This window comes from Agromyces sp. MMS24-K17 (assembly GCF_043950245.1).
Lineage (GTDB): Bacteria > Actinomycetota > Actinomycetes > Actinomycetales > Microbacteriaceae > Agromyces.
This window is the reverse complement of the sequence record NZ_CP171640.1, coordinates 2,431,301-2,450,758: the sequence shown is the minus strand read 5'-3', so window position 1 is coordinate 2,450,758 and position 19,458 is coordinate 2,431,301. Positions and strand designations below refer to the sequence as shown.

The 19,458-nt window shown below is 73.1% G+C and carries 19 protein-coding genes; 12 read left to right on the top strand and 7 right to left on the bottom strand.

The features are described 5' to 3' along the window. Window position 1: 1 nt before the first annotated feature. From hpaE to ACGGZK_RS11115, 5 genes are read left to right on the top strand one after another with little or no spacing between them, the layout of a single operon-like run. Window positions 2-1,561: a 5-carboxymethyl-2-hydroxymuconate semialdehyde dehydrogenase gene (hpaE, locus tag ACGGZK_RS11135; RefSeq protein WP_395242729.1), complete on the top strand. Its 1,560-nt coding sequence runs from the start codon at window positions 2-4 to the stop codon at window positions 1,559-1,561. Window positions 1,562-1,563: 2 nt separating this feature from the next. Beyond that, the gene (hpaD, locus tag ACGGZK_RS11130) at window positions 1,564-2,730 is read left to right on the top strand and encodes a 3,4-dihydroxyphenylacetate 2,3-dioxygenase (RefSeq protein WP_395242728.1); all 1,167 of its coding nucleotides are present in this window, start codon (window positions 1,564-1,566) and stop codon (window positions 2,728-2,730) included. Continuing rightward, complete coding sequence (locus tag ACGGZK_RS11125) at window positions 2,730-3,515, top strand: 2-keto-4-pentenoate hydratase (protein ID WP_395242727.1); 786 nt, start codon at window positions 2,730-2,732, stop codon at window positions 3,513-3,515. Before hpaD ends, ACGGZK_RS11125 begins: the two co-directional genes overlap by 1 nt. Next, entirely contained in the window at window positions 3,500-4,324 is an 825-nt protein-coding gene (locus tag ACGGZK_RS11120) for an HpcH/HpaI aldolase/citrate lyase family protein (protein WP_395242726.1), read from the top strand. The genes ACGGZK_RS11125 and ACGGZK_RS11120 overlap by 16 nt, the downstream gene beginning before the upstream one ends. Window positions 4,325-4,327: 3 nt before the next feature. Next, window positions 4,328-4,681 (top strand): DUF2200 domain-containing protein, encoded by a 354-nt coding sequence (locus ACGGZK_RS11115; protein WP_395242725.1) that lies wholly within the window; start codon window positions 4,328-4,330, stop codon window positions 4,679-4,681. Between the two features lie 34 nt (window positions 4,682-4,715). Here the strand turns inward: ACGGZK_RS11115 and ACGGZK_RS11110 are convergent, their stop codons facing one another. Together ACGGZK_RS11110 and ACGGZK_RS11105 are read right to left on the bottom strand one after the other, a co-directional pair. Continuing rightward, the gene (locus ACGGZK_RS11110) at window positions 4,716-5,798 is read right to left on the bottom strand and encodes a sensor histidine kinase (RefSeq protein ID WP_395242724.1); all 1,083 of its coding nucleotides are present in this window, start codon (window positions 5,796-5,798) and stop codon (window positions 4,716-4,718) included. Further along, entirely contained in the window at window positions 5,791-6,468 is a 678-nt protein-coding gene (locus ACGGZK_RS11105) for a response regulator transcription factor (RefSeq protein WP_395242723.1), read from the bottom strand. Before ACGGZK_RS11105 ends, ACGGZK_RS11110 begins: the two co-directional genes overlap by 8 nt. 86 nt (window positions 6,469-6,554) lie before the next feature. Here ACGGZK_RS11105 and ACGGZK_RS11100 point away from each other — a divergent pair, with 86 nt between their 5' ends. Further along, a complete protein-coding gene (locus ACGGZK_RS11100; protein ID WP_395242722.1) occupies window positions 6,555-7,154 on the top strand; it encodes a M15 family metallopeptidase in 600 nt (199 codons plus the stop codon). Next, a complete protein-coding gene (locus tag ACGGZK_RS11095; RefSeq protein WP_395242721.1) occupies window positions 7,151-7,741 on the top strand; it encodes a VanZ family protein in 591 nt (196 codons plus the stop codon). Before ACGGZK_RS11100 ends, ACGGZK_RS11095 begins: the two co-directional genes overlap by 4 nt. 60 nt (window positions 7,742-7,801) lie before the next feature. Here the strand turns inward: ACGGZK_RS11095 and ACGGZK_RS11090 are convergent, their stop codons facing one another. Continuing rightward, window positions 7,802-9,148: a low temperature requirement protein A gene (locus ACGGZK_RS11090; protein ID WP_395242720.1), complete on the bottom strand. Its 1,347-nt coding sequence runs from the start codon at window positions 9,146-9,148 to the stop codon at window positions 7,802-7,804. Window positions 9,149-9,326: 178 nt separating this feature from the next. Here ACGGZK_RS11090 and ACGGZK_RS11085 point away from each other — a divergent pair, with 178 nt between their 5' ends. From ACGGZK_RS11085 to ACGGZK_RS11070, 4 genes are all read left to right on the top strand, one after another. Continuing rightward, window positions 9,327-10,058, top strand: coding sequence for an alpha/beta fold hydrolase (locus tag ACGGZK_RS11085; RefSeq protein WP_395242719.1), 732 nt, complete (start codon window positions 9,327-9,329; stop codon window positions 10,056-10,058). A 55-nt stretch (window positions 10,059-10,113) separates the two neighbouring features. Beyond that, complete coding sequence (locus tag ACGGZK_RS11080) at window positions 10,114-11,310, top strand: M20/M25/M40 family metallo-hydrolase (protein ID WP_395242718.1); 1,197 nt, start codon at window positions 10,114-10,116, stop codon at window positions 11,308-11,310. Between the two features lie 50 nt (window positions 11,311-11,360). Beyond that, window positions 11,361-11,954 carry a TetR/AcrR family transcriptional regulator gene (locus tag ACGGZK_RS11075; RefSeq protein ID WP_395242717.1) on the top strand — a complete coding sequence of 198 codons (594 nt, stop codon included), beginning with the start codon at window positions 11,361-11,363 and terminating at the stop codon, window positions 11,952-11,954. A 65-nt stretch (window positions 11,955-12,019) separates the two neighbouring features. Then, a complete protein-coding gene (locus ACGGZK_RS11070; protein ID WP_395242716.1) occupies window positions 12,020-13,726 on the top strand; it encodes an MDR family MFS transporter in 1,707 nt (568 codons plus the stop codon). 60 nt (window positions 13,727-13,786) lie between these two features. Here ACGGZK_RS11070 and ACGGZK_RS11065 read toward each other — a convergent pair whose 3' ends face one another. After that, window positions 13,787-14,479 (bottom strand): transposase, encoded by a 693-nt coding sequence (locus ACGGZK_RS11065; RefSeq protein WP_395242715.1) that lies wholly within the window; start codon window positions 14,477-14,479, stop codon window positions 13,787-13,789. Window positions 14,480-14,641: 162 nt separating this feature from the next. Then, window positions 14,642-15,283, bottom strand: coding sequence for a FadR/GntR family transcriptional regulator (locus ACGGZK_RS11060; protein ID WP_395242714.1), 642 nt, complete (start codon window positions 15,281-15,283; stop codon window positions 14,642-14,644). 141 nt (window positions 15,284-15,424) lie between these two features. Between ACGGZK_RS11060 and ACGGZK_RS11055 the strand changes: the two genes are divergently transcribed. After that, on the top strand, window positions 15,425-16,609 hold the full coding sequence (locus ACGGZK_RS11055; RefSeq protein WP_395242713.1) for an MFS transporter: 1,185 nt from the start codon (window positions 15,425-15,427) through the stop codon (window positions 16,607-16,609). 24 nt (window positions 16,610-16,633) lie between these two features. Here the strand turns inward: ACGGZK_RS11055 and ACGGZK_RS11050 are convergent, their stop codons facing one another. Together ACGGZK_RS11050 and ACGGZK_RS11045 are read right to left on the bottom strand one after the other, a co-directional pair. Continuing rightward, on the bottom strand, window positions 16,634-18,001 hold the full coding sequence (locus tag ACGGZK_RS11050) for a class I SAM-dependent methyltransferase (RefSeq protein ID WP_395242712.1): 1,368 nt from the start codon (window positions 17,999-18,001) through the stop codon (window positions 16,634-16,636). Further along, window positions 17,998-19,392: an FAD-binding oxidoreductase gene (locus ACGGZK_RS11045; RefSeq protein WP_395242711.1), complete on the bottom strand. Its 1,395-nt coding sequence runs from the start codon at window positions 19,390-19,392 to the stop codon at window positions 17,998-18,000. Before ACGGZK_RS11045 ends, ACGGZK_RS11050 begins: the two co-directional genes overlap by 4 nt. Window positions 19,393-19,458 lie beyond the last annotated feature (66 nt).

Sequence of the window (19,458 nt, the reverse complement as noted above, 5' to 3'; positions counted from 1 at the left end):
CATGCCAGACCCCACCGCCGTGACCCGCACCGCCGCGGCCCCCACCGCCGCGGCCGCGCACGTGCCCGCCGACCTGCCCGACGCCATCCGGCACTACATCGACGGCGCGTCCGTCGACTCGATCGACGGCGGCACGTTCGACGTGCTCGACCCCGTCTCGAACGAGGTCTACCTGCGCGCGGCGGCCGGCCGCGCGGCCGACGTCGACCGCGCGGTCGCGGCGGGCCGGCGCGCGTTCGCCGACGGGCCGTGGGCGCGGATGCTCCCACGCGAGCGCTCCCGCGTGCTGCACCGCATCGCCGACCTCGTCGAGTCGCGCGACGCCCGGCTCGCCGAGCTCGAGAGCTTCGACTCCGGCCTGCCCATCACGCAGGCGCTGGGCCAGGCCCGCCGCGCCGCCGAGAACTTCCGCTTCTTCGCCGACCTGATCGTCGCCCAGGCCGACGACGCGTTCAAGGTGCCCGGCCGGCAGGTGAACTACGTGAACCGCAAGCCGATCGGCGTCGCCGGCCTGATCACGCCGTGGAACACGCCGTTCATGCTCGAGTCGTGGAAGCTCGCGCCCGCGCTCGCGACCGGCAACTCGGTCGTGCTGAAGCCGGCCGAGTTCACGCCGCTGTCGGCGTCGCTCTGGGCCGGCATCTTCGAGGAGGCCGGGCTGCCCGTCGGCGTCTTCAACCTCGTCCACGGCCTCGGCGAGGAGGCGGGCGACGCGCTCGTGCGGCATCCGGATGTCCCGCTCATCTCCTTCACCGGCGAGAGCCGCACCGGGCAGCTCATCTTCGCGAACGCGGCGCCGTACCTGAAGGGCCTGTCGATGGAGCTCGGCGGCAAGAGCCCGGCGATCGTGTTCGCCGACGCCGACCTCGAGGCGGCGGTCGACGCGACGATCTTCGGCGTCTTCTCGCTGAACGGCGAACGGTGCACCGCGGGCAGCCGCATCCTCGTGCAGCGCGACGTCTACGACGACTTCGTCGAGCGATACGCCGCGCAGGCCAAGCGCGTGCGGGTGGGCCTGCCGCACGACCCCGCGACCGAGGTCGGGGCGCTCGTGCACCCGGAGCACTTCGCGAAGGTCATGTCGTACGTCGAGCTGGGCCGGCAGGAGGGGCGCCTCGTCGCCGGCGGCGGCCGCCCGCCCGGGTTCGACCACGGCAACTTCGTCGCGCCGACCGTGTTCGCCGACGTCCCACCAGACGCGCGCATCTTCCAGGAGGAGATCTTCGGCCCGGTGGTCGCGATCACCCCGTTCGACACCGACGCCGACGCGATCGCCCTCGCGAACGCCACCAGGTACGGGCTCGCCGCCTACGTGTGGACGAACGACCTGACCCGCGCGCACAACGTGGCGCACGCGCTCGAGGCCGGCATGGTGTGGCTGAACTCGAACAACGTGCGCGACCTCCGCACGCCGTTCGGCGGCGTCAAGGCGTCCGGCCTCGGGCACGAGGGCGGAACCCGCTCGATCGACTTCTACACCGACCAGCAGGCCGTGCACATCACGCTCGGCCCGACGCCGAACCCCACGTTCGGCAAGGCGCACGACGGGCAGGGACGCTGACCATGACGCATCGCGACGGCCTCACCCCGACGTCCTCGGGCTTCTTCGTCTCGCAGGAGGCGCCCATCCGCACCGACCGCCCGGTGCCGACGCCCACCGCCCCGGCGCCCGACATCCTGCGCTGCGCCTCGATGGAGCTCGTCGTCACCGACCTCGCCGCGTCGCGCGCGTTCTACGTCGACGTGCTCGGCCTCACCGTCACCGAGGAGGACGAGGGGGTCGTGTACCTGCGCACCCTCGAGGAGTTCATCCACCACAACCTCGTGCTGCGGCAGGGGCCGGTCGCGGCGGTCGCCGCGTTCTCGTACCGGGTGCGCACGCCGGAGGACCTCGACCGGGCGGTCGCGTTCTACACCGAGCTCGGATGCCGCGTCGAGCGCCGGCCCGAGGGCTTCGTCACGGGCGTCGGCGACTCGGTGCGGGTCGAGGACCCGCTCGGGTTCCCGTTCGAGTTCTTCCACGACGTCGAGCACGTCGAACGGCTCGCGTGGCGGTACGACCTGTACACGCCGGGCGCGCTCGTGCGCCTCGACCACTTCAACCAGGTCACCCCCGACGTGCCGCGCGCGGTGCGGCACTACCAGGACCTCGGGTTCCGCGTCACCGAGGACATCCAGGACGAGGACGGCGTGGTCTACGCGGCGTGGATGCGCCGGAAGCCGACGGTGCACGACACCGCGGCGACCGGCGGCGACGGCCCGCGGATGCACCACGTCGCATTCGCGACGCACGAGAAGCACAACATCCTCGCGATCTGCGACAAGCTCGGCGCGCTGCGCCGCTCCGACGCGATCGAGCGCGGCCCCGGCCGCCACGGCGTGTCGAACGCGTTCTACCTGTACCTGCGCGACCCCGACGGGCACCGGGTCGAGATCTACACGCAGGACTACTACACGGGCGACCCCGACAACCCGGTCGTCACGTGGGACGTGCACGACAACCAGCGCCGCGACTGGTGGGGCAACCCGGTCGTGCCGTCCTGGTACACCGAGGCCTCCCTCGTGCTCGACCTCGACGGGAACCCGCAACCGGTCGTCGCGCGCACGGATGCCTCGGAGATGGCCGTCACCATCGGCGCCGACGGCTTCTCGTACACCCGCCGCGAGGAGGGCGAGGCCTCGATGCCCGAGTACAAGCAGGGCGAGTACAAGCTGGGGCACCAGCTCTGATGCTCGCCGCCGACGTCATCGCCGCGATCGCCGCGGAGCTCGCGGACGCCGACCGGGAGCACCGGGTCATCCCGCGCATCACCGCACGGTACCCCGACGCGACCGTCGAGGACGCCTACGCGATCCAGGGCGTCTGGCGCGACCGGATGCTCGCCGAGGGGCGGCGGCTCGTCGGCCGGAAGATCGGGCTGACGTCGAAGGCGATGCAGCAGGCCACCGGCATCACCGAGCCCGACTACGGCGTGATGTTCGACGACACGGTCTTCGCGAGCGGCGCCGAGCTGCCGGTCGACCGGTTCTCGAACGTGCGCATCGAGGTCGAGCTCGCCTTCGTGCTCGGCACCCCGCTCGAGGGGCCCGGTTGCACCCTCGAGCAGGTGCTCGCCGCGACCGACCACGTCGTGCCCGCGCTCGAGGTGCTGAACTCGCACATCGAGCTCGAGGGACGCACGATCGTCGACACGATCAGCGACAACGCCGCCTACGGCGCGATGGTGCTCGGCGACACGCGACGGCGGCCCGACGAGGTCGACCTGCGCTGGGTGCCCGGCCTGCTGCACCGCAACGGCGGGATCGAGGAGACCGGCGTCGCCGCCGGCGTGCTCGGCCACCCGGCCCGCGGCGTCGCGTGGCTCGCGAACAAGCTGCACCAGCACGGCGCCCGCCTGGAGGCGGGCGAGGTCATCCTGGCCGGCTCCTTCACGCGGCCCATGTGGGTGTCGCGCGGCGACGAGGTGCTGGCCGACTACGGGGAGATGGGGACGATCGCATGCCGCTTCACGTGAACCCGGGCGCCGCGGCGCCGTTGCCGCCGACCCTCCGGGACCGGCTGGCCGGCGCATCCCGCCCGCTCGCCGGCATCTGGGCGTGCTCGGGCAGCCCCCTCGTCGCGGAGCTCTGCGCCGGGGCCGGGCTCGACTGGGTGCTCGTCGACATGGAGCACGCCCCGAACGGGCTCGAGTCGGTGCTCGCGCACCTCCAGGCGCTCGCCGCGTACCCGGCGACGACGGTGGTGCGGGTGCCGTCGGCCGACGCGGTCGTGGTCAAGCAGGTGCTCGACCTCGGGGCGCAGAACCTGCTCGTGCCGATGGTCTCGTCGGCCGAGGAGGCGGCGGCCGTCGTCGAGGCCGTGCGCTATCCGCCGCGCGGGCGCCGCGGCGTGGGCTCGGCGCTCGCCCGCTCGGCCCGGTGGAACCGCGTCGACGACTACCTCGCGAACGCCGACGCGTTCGTGTCGCTGGTCGTGCAGGTCGAGACGGTCGAGGGCGTCGCGAACGCCGCGTCGATCGCCGCGGTCGACGGCGTCGACGGGGTGTTCGTCGGGCCGAGCGACCTGGCCGCGTCGATGGGGCTCATCGGGCAGCAGGCGCATCCGGATGTCTCGGCCGCCGTGCTGCGCACCTTCGAGGCCGTCCTCGGCGCCGGGAAGCCCGTCGGCGTGAACGCGTTCGACCCGGACGTCGCGCAACGGTACCTCGATCACGGCGCGTCGTTCGTGCTCGTCGGCGCGGACGTCGCGCTGCTGGCGCGCGGTGCGGAGGCGCTCGCGCAGCGGTGGACGCTGGAGCCGGACGACGAATGGGGGGACACTTGACGCATGGGTGAGCACCGGATCTACGGCATGAGCTTCGCGAGCATCTACCCGCTCTACGTGCAGAAGGTCGAGCGCAAGGAGCACTCCCGCGCCGAGGTCGACGAGGTCATCACCTGGCTCACCGGCTACGACGACGACGGCCTCGAGACCGCGATCGCCGACGGGCGGGACCTGCGGACGTTCTTCGCCGAGGCGCCCGAGATGAACCCGAACGCGACCCTCATCACGGGCGTCATCTGCGGCATGCGGGTGGAGGAGATCGAGGATCCGCTCATGCAGCGGATCCGCTGGATGGACAAGCTCGTCGACGAGGTCGCGCGCGGCAAGAAGATGACGTCGATCCTGCGGGGGTCGTGACGTCGCACCGTCGCGGCCGGGCGCGCGGGTCGCGTCAGCCGGTCGCCGCCGGCAGGGTCACCGTCACCCGCAGGCCGCCGGCGGCCCGCGGTTCGAGCGTCAGCGCGCCGCGGTGCGCGCGCGTGATGCTGGCGACGATCGCGAGTCCGAGGCCCACGCCGGCGTGGCCGTCGCGGACGCGGTCGGAGCCGCGCTGGAACGGCTCCACGTAGGTCGCCACCGCGCCCGGGTTGAGCGGCTCGCCCGTGTTCTCGACGGTCAGCGACACGACGTCGCCGCCCGCCGCCGTGGCGAGGTGCACCGCGCCGCCCTCCGCGAGGTTGTGCACGATCGCGTTGTGCAGCAGGTTCGTCGTCAGCTGGAGCAGCAGCGCCTGCGAACCGGTCGCGATCGCGACGTCCCCGGATGCCTCGAGCGCGATGCCGCGCGCCTCCGCGAGCGGCAGGAGCGTCTCGACGGCCTCCTCCGCCACGAGCGAGAGGTCGACGGGCTCCCGCGCGAAGGAGCCCTGGTCGGCGCGGCTCAGCACGAGCAGGGCCTCGGTGAGCTCGATCGCCCGGGCGTTGACGATTCGGAGCCGGGCGATCAGCGCGTCGGGGTCGCGGTCCGGGTCCTCGCGGGCGACGTCGAGCATGGCCTGGGTGATCGCGAGCGGGGTGCGGAGTTCGTGGGAGGCGTTGGCGGCGAACCGCTGCTGCTCCGCGACGTGGGCCTCGAGCCGGGCGAGCATCGCATCGAAGCTGTCGGCGAGCTCGCGGAACTCGTCCTGGCGCCCCTCCAGCTCGATCCGGTGCGAGAGGGATCCGCCGGCCGCCCGGCGGGTCGCCCGCGTGATGCGGTCGAGCGGCGCGAGCATCCGCCCGGCGAGGAACCATCCGCCGAGCAGTCCGAACGCGAGCAGGAATACCAGCGCCCAGGCGACGGCCGGCGCGAAGGCGCGCACGAGGTCGTCGCGGCCCGGCACGAATCCCCCGATGGTGTCGATGGCCTGCGCGGGCACGTAGCGCAGCAGGAACACCCAGACGACCGCGAGCAGCAGCGCCCCGGCCAGCATGAGGAATCCGGCGTAGCTGAGGGTGAGCTTCAGCCGGACGCTCGGCCCGGGCGGCCTAGCCATGCTCCGCGCCCCCCGCGTCGATGCGGTAGCCGACGCCCGGCACCGTGACGATCAGCCAGGGCTCGCCGAGTCGCTTGCGCAGCGCTGAGACGGTGATTCGCACCGCGTTCGTGAACGGGTCGGCGTTCTCGTCCCACGCCCGCTCGAGCAGCTCCTCGGCGCTGATCACCCCGCCCTCGGCGGCGACGAGCACCTCGAGCACCGCGAACTGCTTGCGCGTCAGCGCCACGTAGCGACCGTCACGGTAGACCTCGCGGCGGAACGCGTCGACCCGCAGGCCCGCGATCTCGCGCACGGGCGGGCGGATATGCGCGCGTCGGCGATCGAGTGCGCGCAACCGCAGCACGAGTTCGCGCAGCTCGAACGGCTTCGTCAGGTAGTCGTCGGCACCGAGCTCGAACCCCGACGCCTTGTCGTCGAGCCGGTCGGCGGCGGTGAGCATGAGGATCGGCATGCCGCTGCCGGACGCGACGATGCGCCGCGCGACCTCGTCGCCCGACGGGCCGGGGATGTCCCGGTCGAGCACGGCGAGGTCGTAGGCGTTGATCGCCAGCATCTCGAGCGCCGTGTCGCCGTCGCCCGCGACATCCGCCGCGATCGCCTCGAGGCGCAGCCCGTCGCGGATGGCCTCGGCGAGCAGGGGTTCGTCCTCGACGATCAGCACGCGCATGCCTCGATGCTAGGAGGCCGGGCATATCGTCGGCCTATCGAGAACCGCATACGGCCCCGCAACGACGCGCTCGCTTGGCTGGGAGCATGCATCGAACGGCACCACCCCCACGCTCCACCTCCCGCCGGCGGCGCGGCGCCCTCGCCGCCGTACTGGCGGTCGTCGCCGCCGCGGCGGTCGGCACGGTCCTCGCGCAGTCGGCCGCCTCGTCGTCACTGCCGTGGTCGACGCCGACGGAAGCCGACGGCGTCCTGCCGGAGGGGGTCACGGTCTTCGACGACGCGTATCCGGGCGTGGCGAACCTCGATCCCGCCCTCCTCGAGGCGCTGCGGAGCGCGGCGACGGATGCCTCGGCCGAGGGCATCGAGTTCCTCGTCAACAGCGGCTGGCGCTCCGCGGCGTACCAGGACGACCTGCTGCGCGACGCCGTCGCCGAGTACGGATCGGCGGCGGAGGCCGCGCGCTGGGTCGCCACCGCCGAGACCTCCCCGCACGTGCAGGGCGACGCGGTCGACCTCGGGCCGTTCGACGCCACGTACTGGCTCTCGCAGTTCGGCGCCGCGTACGGGCTCTGCCAGGTCTACGCCAACGAGTCGTGGCACTACGAGCTGCGTCCCGACGCGGTCGCCGCCGGCTGCCCGGCGGCCTATCCCGACCCGACGTCCGATCCGCGGATGCAGCCGTGACCGCCCGCTCCCGGTCGACGATCGCGGTCTCCTTCGCCGTCTACCTCGGCCTGCTCGCCTGGCTCGTGCTGTGGAAGCTGGAGGTGCCGTGGGTGGGCACGGCCGGCGTCCGCGTGCTGAAGCTCGTCCCGTTCGTCGCCGCTGGCGGGGAGGGCGCGAGCGACCCCGTCGAGGTCGTCGGCAACCTGCTCGTGTTCGTGCCGTTCGGGCTCTTCCTCGCGCTCCTCGCGCCGCGCTGGTCGTGGTGGAGGGTCGCGGGCGTCGTCGGCGCGGCGAGCCTCGGCCTCGAGGTCGGGCAGTACGCGCTCGCGGTCGGCAGCGCCGACCTCACGGACGTCATCGCGAACACCGCCGGCGGCGTGACCGGCGCGGCGCTCCTGGCGCTGGCGCGCCGCGCGCTCCGGACGCGGACGCAGGCCGTGATGGCGCGGGCGTGCGCGATCGGCACCGCCGTCGCGGTGGTCGCGACGGGCGTCGTCGTCGCGCTGCCCCTGCACTTCGCACCGCCGGACGTCGGCGTGGGCCTGCACCGGTCGGGGCAGCCCCGCATGGTCGACGCCCCCACCGGCGCGGACCCCGGCGGGTGAGGCATCCGGCCTGAGACGACCGACCTGGGGCGACCGGCCTGGGGCGACCGCCCTGCGCGATCAGCCGCGCGGCAGGTCGGTCGCCGTCGCCCCCTCCGCCTCGCCCGCCGTGCGCTGCCAGGCGCGGAGCGTGTGCCCGTACCCGACCAGTTCGTGGCCCACGACCTCGATCACCGCGCCGAGGGCGACGAGCGAGATCACGACGCTGAGCGCGGTGAGGTCGGACCGGTCCTCCAGGTCGATCGGCTCGGTCGGGCCCGCGAGGAATCCCACGACGACCGCCGCCACGAGCGGCGCCAGCGTGACGAGCAGCAGCGACAGGTGCGAGAGGTCGAACGACCGCAGGAGCACGCTCCAGATCAGGAGGATGACCACGATCGTGAGGGCGAGCGGGATCGCGAGGGCCAGCGAGATGCCGAACAGGGAGACGCCGCCGTGCTCGACGGCGATGGTGGTCAGGTGCAGGCCGGCGCCGACCGCCGCGATCGACGCGAACAGCGGCAGGTGCGCGTAGCGCCACGAGAACGTGCGGGTCGGTCGCAGCTCGAGCACCGTCCGCGACGGCACCAGGAAGTAGGTCCACCAGATGGCCGCCGCGATGAGCAGCCCCGACGAGATGATCAGCACCGCCTCCGGCGACCAGCCCTGCTCCAGGGTGAGGGCGCCGACCGCCGCCGTCGTGCCGGCGATCACCTCGCCGATCGTGATGAGCGTGAGGAGGGCGAACCGCTCGGCGATGTGGCCGGCGTTCCACGGTGCGAACCCCATGCGGTGCGCCGACATGACCGGGGCGGCCATCTCCGCGGAGGCCAGCACGAGCAGGATGACGATCGTCGGCACGATGGGCAGCTCCGCGATCGCGAGCAGCACCCAGCCGACCTGCGCCGCCGAGATGATCACGGCGTACGCCAGGGCGATCCGGCGGTGCGCCGGATCCTGGCGGGCCGCCGCCAGCCAGAGGGCGATCTGCGGCACGCGCATCACCACGTACCCGATGACGATGGCGGGCACCAGCGGGTTCTCGGCGTGCGCGAGCGCCTCGAAGGCGGCCGGCAACCCGAACACGAGCACGACGACTCCGATCATCTGCACGATCGTCGCGAGGCGGAACATGACGTCGTCGTTGCCGTACGCGGACGCGAACCAGGTGAAGTTCAGCCACGCCCAGCTCACCGCCCACCCGACGAACACGAACCCGGCGATCGCCGACCACACCTCGCCCTCCGCGAGGTGCTCGGCGAGCAGGTCGGCGGCCGCGGCGAAGGCGACGACGTACGTCAGGTCGTAGAGCAGCTCGAGCGGGGTGACGGCGCGGTCGCGCTCGGCGGGGTCCCGGCCGACCAGCGGCCGCATCCGGTGCCGGAGCTCGAGGCGCAGTCGCGTCGGGATCTCGCTCGCGTCGTCCATGGCCCACCCCCGCGTGCAGTCTGCCGCACGTCGGCCCGGCCGGGTAGGGCGCGGGCGGAGGCGGCGGGGGCGGGGCATCCGCTCGCGACCTGCACCCTGACCCGGAAACGGACTCTGGTGCCGCAGGTCGCAACGGGCGTATGGTGCCCCCGGACGTTCGAAACTTGGGGAGGTAGCGATGACGGATGCGACGAAGCAGACGATCGTGCTGGTGCACGGGGCCTGGGCCGATGGATCGAGCTGGGATGCGGTGACGAGGGCGCTGCAGGCCGACGGCTACACGGTGCTCGTGCCGCCGAACCTGCTGCGCGGACTGGCCGACGATGCGGCGTACCTCGCCGCGTTCCTCGCCCAGCGCACGAGCGGGCCGGTCGTGCTCGTCGGGCACTCGTACGGCGGCGCGGTGATCACGAACGCCGCGACGTCGGCGCCGAACGTCGCGGCCCTCGTGTACGTCAACGCCTTCATCCCGGACGAGGGCGAGACGGTCGTGCAGATCCTCGACGGCTCGGGATCGGCGCTCGCCGTCGAGGACCCGACGACGATCTTCGACTTCGTCGCCTACCCGGGCGCTCCGGAGGGCGTGGTCGAGGTCTTCCTGAAGCCCGAGGTCGTGCACGCCTCGTTCGCGCCCGACCTCTCCGACGCCGATCGCTGGACCATCGCGGCGAGCCAGCGCCCCGCGTCGCTCATCGCGAACGTCACGCCGTCGGGCGAGCCCGCCTGGAGGACGCGGCCGAGCTGGGCCGTCATCGGCACCGACGACCTCGTCATCCCGGTCGCCGTGCTCCGCCGCCTCGCCGAGCGCGCCGGGTCGACCGTCAGCGAGGTCGCGGCCTCGCACGTCTCGATGGTGTCGCACCCCGAGACGGCGCTCGCCGCGATCCGCGCGGCGGTCGCGGCGGTCTGACCGGCGGTCGCGGCGGTCTGACCGGCGATCCGGGGTCGGTCGGTAGGGTGCTCCCATGCCGACCGATCCCCTCGCCGTGTCCGCATCCGCCGCCGTCGTCGACCTCGCCGCGACGCTGATCGGCATCGACTCGGTGAGCTCGAGCCTCGTGCCGGGCGCGCCCGGCGAGGCCCGCATCGCGGCGCACCTCGCCGAACGACTCGACGCGGCCGGGTTCGCGGTGCGGCTCGTGCCCGCTGCGTCGGATGCGTCGCGCGTCAGCCTGGTCGCGGTGCGGTCGGGGTCGCGGCCGGGGCGCACGGTCGTGCTCAACGGGCACCTCGACACGGTCGGCGTCGACGGGATGCCCGATCCCTTCACGGCGCGCATCGACGGGGAGCGCCTGGTCGGCCGCGGCGCCAGCGACATGAAGGGCGGCGTGGCCGGCCTCGTCGTCGCGGCCGAGCGGCTCGCCGCCGCGGATGCACCCGGCACGATCGTCGTGGCCCTCGTCGCGGACGAGGAGGACGCGAGCGTGGGCGCCGAGGCGGTGATCGCCGACCTGTCGGGCCGCGACCTCGCCCCCGACCTGTGCCTCATCGCCGAGCCGACCTGGCTCGACCTCGCCGCGGCGCACCGCGGATTCGCGGTCGTCGACGTCGCCCTGCACGGGCGGGCCGCGCACTCGTCGCAGCCCGACCAGGGGGTGGACGCGATCCGGGCGCTCGGCGACCTGCTCGCCGGGATCCGGGCGGCGGATGCGTCGCTCCACGCCCTCGCCCCGCATCCGCTCCTCGGGCACGGCTCGCTGATGGCCACCGTCGCCCGCGCCGGCACCGCCCCGTTCACCGTCGCCGCCGGCGCGGAGGTCGTCGTCGAGCGGCGGACCGTGCCGTGCGAGGCATCCGCCCGCGCCCTCGACGAGGTGCGCGCGCTCGTCGACGGGGTCGTGGCGGGCCTTCCGGGGCTGACGGCGGAGGTGCGGCTCGGGATGGCCCGCGCCGCCTGGCAGGTCGACGCGACCGGCGCCGCCGCGGAGTTCTCGCGGCTGCTCGGCGCGGCCCTCGCCGAGACCGGGACGCGACCCGAGCCGGTCGGCGCGCCCTACTGGATGGAGTCGGCGCTCTGGCAGGAGGTCGGCGTGCCGACCGTGGTGTGCGGACCGGCCGGCGGCGGGCTTCATGCGGTCGACGAGTGGGTCGACCTCGACCAGCTCCGGCGGTTCCCGGTCGCGGTCGAGCAGGCCGTCGGGCGGTTCCTCGCCGCCGGGTGACCGGCCTCCTCGAAGTGCACTTTCAGGCGGGAAGTGCAAGACTGCACTCTGTGACCGATAGTGCAGCTTCCCTCCGGAACCGGAAGACCCGGGAGACCGAGCGCACGCTCCGCCGGGTCGCCCGCCGGCTGACGGTCGAGCGCGGGCTGCACGGCTTCACCGTCGACGAGGCGTGCGCGGAGGCCGGCGTCTCCCGCCGCACGTTCTTCAACTACTTCGCGTCGAAGGAGAACGCCGTCCTCGGCGTCGCCGTGCGCACCGACCACCACGACCTCGACGAGGCGTTCGTCGCCGGCGACGGCCCGCTGATGGAGGCCCTCGTGGAGCTGCTCGTCGCGAGGTGGGAGCGCACCGGCCTCGAACCGCACGAGATCGGCGAGGTCATCCGGGCCGCGAAGCGCGAACCGCGCCTCATCGCCCACGCGTTCGAGCTCATGGACGAGGCGATCCGCGACGACATCCGGCTCGTCGAACGCCGGCAGGGCTGGGCCGCGGGCGACCTCCGGGCCGAGATGGCCGTGAAGGTCCTCGGCCCGATCGTGCAGCCCTCCCTGGAGGAGTTCTTCGAGGGCGACACCCCGCCCGACCTCCGCACCCTCGCGCACCGCCGGCTCGACGCCGCGCGCACCGCCTTCGCGCTCTAGCCGCGCGTCCGCGATCCCCCGATTCCCTGCTCCCCTCCCGAACCCCCGCCCGAACGAAAGACCCCATGACGACCATCGCCCCTCCCCCGATGCTGCTCACCAAGCGCCGCATCTGGATCATCTTCAGCGCCCTCATCGCGGGCATGCTCCTCGCGAGCCTCGACCAGACCATCGTCTCCACCGCGATGCCGACGATCGTCGGCGAGCTCGGCGGCGTCGAGCACCAGGTCTGGATCACCACGGCGTACATCCTCGCCACGACGATCGTCATGCCGATCTACGGCAAGTTCGGCGACGTGCTCGGCCGGCGCCGGCTCTTCCTGGTCGCGATCGCGATCTTCACGCTCGCCTCCATCGGATGCGCCTTCGCCGGCGACTTCTGGATGTTCGTCGTGTTCCGCGCCCTCCAGGGCCTCGGCGGCGGCGGGCTCATGATCCTGTCGCAGGCGATCATCGCCGACATCGTGCCCGCCTCCGAGCGCGGCAAGTACCTCGGCCCGCTCGGCGGCATCTTCGGCCTGTCGGCGGTCGCCGGCCCGCTCCTCGGCGGCTTCTTCGTCGACCACCTCACGTGGCAGTGGGCGTTCTACATCAACATCCCCGTCGGCATCGCCGCGTTCCTCATCGCCGTGTTCGCGCTCAAGCTGCCGAACAAGAAGGCCGAGAAGCCGATCGACTGGCTCGGCGTGATCTTCCTCTCGATCGCCACGACCTGCCTCATCTTCTTCACCGACTTCGGCGGCGACACCGACTTCGGCTGGGACTCGATGGCCACCTGGTCGTGGGGCCTCGGGCTCGTCGTCGCGGTCGCGCTGTTCATCCTCGTCGAGGCGAAGGCGGCCGACCCGGTCATGCCGCTGTCGATGTTCAAGAACCCGGTGTTCGTGAACGCCACCGCGATCGGCCTCGCCCTCGGCATCGGCATGTTCGCCGCGATCGGCTTCGTGCCGACCTTCCTGCAGATGTCGTCGGGCACGTCGGCCGCGGCCTCCGGCCTGCTGATGCTGCCGATGATGGTCGGCCTCATGGGCACGTCGATCCTCTCGGGCCTGCTCATCACGCGGACCGGCCGGTACAAGCTGTTCCCGATCCTCGGCACCGTGATCACGGGCGCCGCGATGGTGGCGATGACGACCCTGGCGGCGTCGACCCCGATCTGGCTGATCTGCATCTACCTGTTCGTGTTCGGCGCCGGCCTCGGACTGATCATGCAGGTCGTCGTGCTCGTCGTGCAGAACGCGGTGCCCGCCGCCGACATCGGCACGGCGACGAGCAGCAACAACTACTTCCGCGAGGTGGGTGCCGCCCTCGGCACGGCGGTGTTCGGCACGCTGTTCACGACCCGCCTCACCGAGAACCTCACCGACGTCTTCGCCGGGGCCGGGGCGACCGCCGAGCAGGCCGCGAACGCGACCGCGACCATCGACCCCGCGACGCTGAACCAGCTGCCCGACCCCGTCCGCGACGGCGTGGTCGACGCGTACGCCGACGCGCTCGCACCGGTGTTCTGGTACCTGATCCCGTTCATCGCGATCGCCTTCCTCCTGGCGCTGTTCCTCAAGGAGATCCCGCTGTCGGATGTCGCGGGGCTGGTCGCCCGCGGCGAGGCGATCGGCGGCGACGAGGCGGAGCGCCTCGAGGCCGAGCTCCGCGGGCTCACCGCGGAGGAGCACGTGCCGGCCGCGGTCGGCGCGGGCGCCGGCGTTCCCGACCCCGACGGGAGTGACGGCGCGACGGCCACGCCGACGGGTGAGTCGGCGCGGCGCGGATAGCGCGCCCGACGACGTGCCTCGCACGGAGCCCCGAGCCGACCGGCTCGGGGCTCCGTGCGTTCAGGCCGACTGCTCGATCCAGCGGCGCAGCGTGGTCGGGCTGATCTCCAACTCCCGCGCCACGGCGGCCACCGACGCATCGGACGCCTGCGCGGCCGCCACCGCCCGCTGCCGGAACTCGTCGGAGTACCGCACGCCCATCCCGCCGCCGCCGCGCGTGGCGGGTGCGCGTGCAGGGCTCGCCTTCGCCTTCGATCTCGTGTTCGTCGCGCGCCCGGCGGCGCCGGACCCCTTGGGGAGCAACCCACGCCAGGCCTTCGCGGCCTCGAGCGACCGCCGCCAGAAGTCGCGGTTTCGCCAGAGGTCCCGCGCGGCGCCGAGCGCGCTCATGAGGTCGAAGTCTCCCGTCAGCCGATCGACCTGCAGGTCGGCGACCGTGCCGGTCAGGTCGGTCGTCTCGCCAGTGAAGGCGACGATGAGCCGCTCCTCGCCGAACCCGATCCGCAGAGCGCGGTCGCCGAACGCCGTGCTGCCGTACGGCCCGCGCGGCGTACCGTAGCCCCGCACGGTCGAGATCTCGTCCGACAGATCCGGATGCCCCTCACGCACGAGCACGACCGTCCGCTCGCCGCCCTCCTCGATGAGCAGGAGCACGCCGCGCTCCTTCATCCAGACGAAGTTCGGCATCCTGCCGCCCTTGTCGCGATGGATCTCGACCCGGTCCTGCCGCACGATGCGCGCGTCGGAAGGCATGTCGTCCCCCTCACCGGCCGGCGGGCTCCCCCGAACCCGCTTGCCGCTCCCCCGCGCGGCGACGACCACCGCGCCCCAAGGCCAGTATGGCCCCGTCGCGAGCGCCCGGAAAGGCCGCCGGCCTCCATCGTCGGCGAGCGGATGCCTCGCCCCGGCGGCCGCTCAGTCGAGCGTGTCGAACAGCCGGTCGATCCAGGCGGCCGCGGCGGCGGGGTCGCGGTCGAGGATCGCGGCGACGAGGCGTTCGTGCTGGTCGGCGTGCGCGTCGTCGTCGCCCTGCACGTCGTGCTCGAGCTCGGCTTCGAACGCGTCGGCGAGTCCGTCGAAGAGTTCGACGTAGAGCGGGTTCCCGGTGGCCAAGACGATCGCGCGGTGCAGGTCGAGGTCGGCCCGGATCCGGTCGGGCACCGACGCGCGCCGCCAGGACTCGGTGCGCACGGCGAGGGCCCCCCGGAGCCTGGCCGCATCGGCCAGGTCGTGGTGCTCGGCGGCGAGCGCGGCCGCCGACGCGTCGATCGCGTGGCGGAGCTGGAGCACGTGCTCGCGCGACGCGTGCGTCACCCGCCGCGTGATCGTCGTCGTGAGCGCGGAGTTCGCCAGCACGAACGTGCCCCGCCCCTGCTCGCGCCGGAGGAGGCCCGCCTGCACGAGCGCCTGCACGCCCTCGCGGACGGCGTTGCGCCCGGCGCCGGTGATCTCGACGAGCTCCTTCTCCACCGGGATGCGCTCCCCGACCGGCCATGCCCCGGAGCGGACCTGGTCGTGGAAGAACTCGGTCACCTGGGCGACGACGTTCGGTCGCACGACGACCGATTTCGCCGTCGTCGCATCATGCCCTAGATTCATCCCATCATCCCATCAGTAACTGGCGGAGGTCGCATCGTGGCGAAGGTTCGAGCAGGACGCAGTCTGGCATTCCCACTCCTCGGGATTATCGCAACCGCGGTGAGCCTGCGGACCGCCGTGACGGGATTCTCGCCCCTGATGGACGTGCTCGCCGCCGAACTCGGGTTCGGGCCGGCGCTCATCGGCGCGTTCGGCACCATCGTCGCCGCGTCGTTCGCCGTGTTCGGATTCGTCACCCCGCTCGTATCGCGTCGACTCGGCCTCGAATGGACGCTCGTCGGCGCCGCCGCCATCGCCGGCGCCGGAGTCGTGCTCCGCGCGACCTCCGACAGCCCGGCCATGCTCGTCGCCACGACGATCGTCGCGCTCGCCGGCGTCGGCGCGTCGAACGTGCTCATCGTGCCGATGGTGAAGACGTACTTCGCCTCGCGGCTCAAGGCGATGAGCTCCCTCTACCTCGGCCTGCTGCAGCTCGGGCAGTTCACCGCGCCGCTCGTCGCGGTGCCGCTCGCCCTCAGCTTCGGCTGGCGTGCGGCGCTGGCCGTCTGGGCGATCCCCTGGGCCGTCGCCGTCGCGATGTGGCTCGTCACCGCCCTCCGGGCACGCGACCACGACGCCGCGACGCGGCCCGAGGCATCCGCCGGCGAGCGCATCGTGGGCGCCTGGCGCACCCCGCTGCTGTGGAGCCTGGTCGTGCTCTTCGGCATGACCGCGCTGCACACCTACAGCATCATCACGTGGCTGCCGACGATCCTCGTCGACGCCGGCGCCGACCCCGCCCTGGGCGGCACGCTGCTCGCGATCTTCTCCGTCTTCGGCGTGCTGGCCGCGTTCGTGGTGCCGCGCCTGACCATCGCCCTCCGCAACCCCGTCGCGGTCGTCCTCGTCTGCGCGGCGCTGCTCGCCGTCGGGTACGCCGGGCTCCTCGTCGCGCCGCTCGAGGGCGCGCTGGTGTGGGTGACGGCGCTCGGCCTCGGCGTCAGCACCTTCCCGCTGTGCCTCACCCTCGTGAACGTGCGCACCCGCACCACCTCGGGCGCGGCCCTGCTCTCCGGCGCCATGCAGGGGCTCGGCTACGGCATCGCCTGCCTCGGGCCGCTCAGCATCGGCTGGCTGCTCACCCTCACCGGGTCGTGGACGAGCTCGTTCGTGCTGCTCTTCGCCGCCGTGGTCGTCACGGCCGTGAGCGGGCTCGTCGCCTGCCGGCCGGGCAACCTCGAGGATGCGGCCGCGCAGCGCGCCGGCCGGCGGCAGCCGGAGCCGGAGCGGGTCGAGGTCGGCTGAGGGCCGACCCCGGGCGCCCACTGGTCAGGGCGTCCACCATGGCCGCAGCGGCAGCCCGCCGTTGCCGCCGTGCGCGTCGGGCCGGACGGCGAGCACCTGGTGCAGCTGGATGCCGCCGCCCTCGAAACCGAGCCGAGACCCCGCCATGTACAGGCCCCACACCTTCGCGGTGGGCAGGCCGACCTCGGCGACCGCCTCGTCCCAGTGCGCGACGAGGTTCGCGCACCAGTCCCGCAGGGTCAACGCGTAGTGGTCGCGGAGGTTCTCCTCGTGCAGCACCTCGAGGCCGACGTCCTGCGCCTCGCGGATGATCCGCCCCGAGCCGGTGAGCTCGCCGTCGGGAAACACGTAGCGGTCGATGAACCCGCCCGCCGCGGGTCGCGAGGTGTTGTCGGCGCGCGTGATGCAGTGGTTGAGGAGGAGCCCACCGGTGCGGAGCCGGGACTGGAGGAAGCGGAAGTACGACGCGTAGTTGCGCACGCCGATGTGCTCGAGGAGGCCGATCGACGACACCGCGTCGAAGCCCGACTCGCGGAGGTCGCGGTAGTCGCCGAACCGGACCTCGGCGAGCTCCGACAGCCCCTCGTCGGCGATGGCCCGCTGCGCCCAGGCGGTCTGCTCCTGCGACAGGGTGACGCCGACGGCCCGGACGCCGCGGCGGGCGGCGTAGCGCACCATGCCGCCCCAGCCGCAGCCGACGTCGAGCAGACGGTCGCCGGGCTGCAGGCGCAGCTTCTCGAAGACCAGCCGGTACTTGTTCTCCTGGGCCTCGTCGAGCGAGGCGTCGAGGCTGGGGTAGCAGGCGCACGTGTACGTCATCGACGGGCCGAGCACCCACTCGTAGAACGTGTTCGAGACGTCGTAGTGGTGGTGGATCGCCTCGGCGTCGCGGGCCTTGCTGTGCCGGAGCCCCTCGGCGGCGCGGCGCCAACGGGGCGGCACCTCCTGCGGCGGCGGTGCGATGGGGCGGAGGTGCCGGGCGCCGATGGACCGCACCACCCGGGCCAGCACCTTGGGCGGCGGCAGCGTGAAGACCAGCTCGTCGGCGAGCGCCCGGAGGAGGTCGTAGGGGTCGCCGGGGTGCACGCCGTGCGCGTCGAGGTCGCCGGCGACGTAGGCGCGGGCGAGGCCGAGGTCGCCGCGACCGGTCGCGAGGTAGGTCAGTCCGCGAGGCGTCTTCAGCTCGAGCCCGAACGGCGCGTCGGGCGGGCCCGCCGAGCTGCCGTCGTAGGCGGTGAACCGCAGCGGGAGCCGGCCGCCGGCGAAGACCTCCAGCACCTGGGCGAGCGACAGCCGGCCCGCCTCCGGTTCCGGCTCGCCCGTGGCATCCGCCCGCCCTGCTCCGTCCGGGGTGCCGGACCGGTCGCGCGCCTGGCCCCTGGTCGTGGTCATCGTCGTTGCACCGCCTTCGCGTAGAGGTCGAGGAGCCTGGAGTCCGGGTCGTACCGCCGTTTCACGGCCCGATAGGCGTCGCCGCCGTAGAGCGCGTCGAACTCCTCGCGGGTGTAGAACGCGTCGGAGTAGAGCGACTTGTGCCCCTCGAGCGCGGTGACCTCGCGCTCGATCCGGCGGTTCGCCTCGCCCTCGACCGCGCCGACCGGCACCGTCGACCAGAACCCGACGTTCACGTAGGTGCGACCCGGTCGCAGCGGGTAGAGCGGCCAGCCCGCATCGTCGCGGAGTCGCAGCGGGCACAGCCAGATCGGCTGGATCGGCACGTTCGCGAGGAACCAGTCGAGGAACTCGGCGCAGCGCTCGACCGGCACCTCGACGTCCTGGATGACGCGTTCCCGGGGCGGCCGTCCGTGCAGCCGTTCGAGGCGGTCGCCGACGTCGAACCGGCGCTCGAGCCGCATGAGCCGCGCGTACACGCTGCTGCGCCGGAGTCGTCGCGGCCAGATCCGCCGGACGAGGGGATGCTGCGCGCCGAACGCCTGCGAGCACCAGAACCAGTCGGCGTCCCACCGCCAGAGGTAGTCGTGGACGGTCAGCCGGTCGCGCTGCACCCCGTCGGCGTGGCGGATGGAGCGGTAGTAGACCTGCCGGCCGGTGTAGTCGCTCACGGGGCCCGCCTGCGCCGACCCCGTGCCGAGGCACAGGTAGCCCTCGTCGGCGCCGAACACGACGCCGTCGAGGAAGTCGACGCGGACCCCGTCGTGCTCGCCGGTCGCGACGATGCGGTCGAGCGCGGCGACGAGGTCGGGGATGGCGTGGAACCGCACGTGCCGGAGCTCGACGAACGACAGCACCGGCTCGAGCTCGATCCGCAGGCGCACCGCGTACCCGAGCGTGCCGTACGAGTTCGGGAACGCGCGGAACAGGTCCTCGTGCGCGTCGCCCCCTGACGACCCGCGCGACGCCGTGACCACCTCGCCCGCGCCCGTGAGCACGTCGAGCTCGAGGACCGACTCGTGCGGCAGCCCGTTGCGGAACGACGTCGACTCGATGCCGAGGCCCGTGACGGCGCCCCCGAGCGTGATGGTCTTCAGCTGCGGCACGACGAGCGGCGCCAGGCCGAACGGCAGCGTCGCGGCGACGAGGTCCTCGTACGTGCACATGCCGGCGACGTCGGCGGTGCGGGCCTCCGGGTCGACCGCGATGACGTCGGTCAGGCCCGACGTGTCGAGCCCCGGCGAATCCGACCTCGCCCGCGTGCGGAAGAGGTTCGACGTGCGCTTGGCCAGCCGGACCGCGGATGCCTCGGGCACGGCCCGATAGCTCGCGAGCAGGCGTTCGACGCCGGCGTCGTGGGCGGTGCGTGCGTCGGTCGCAGCAGCGGACACGCGACCACGGTAGTCCGCGCGCCCCGCGGCGGCCACTGGTGCGCGCCGCCCGGGCGCGTCCGGCCG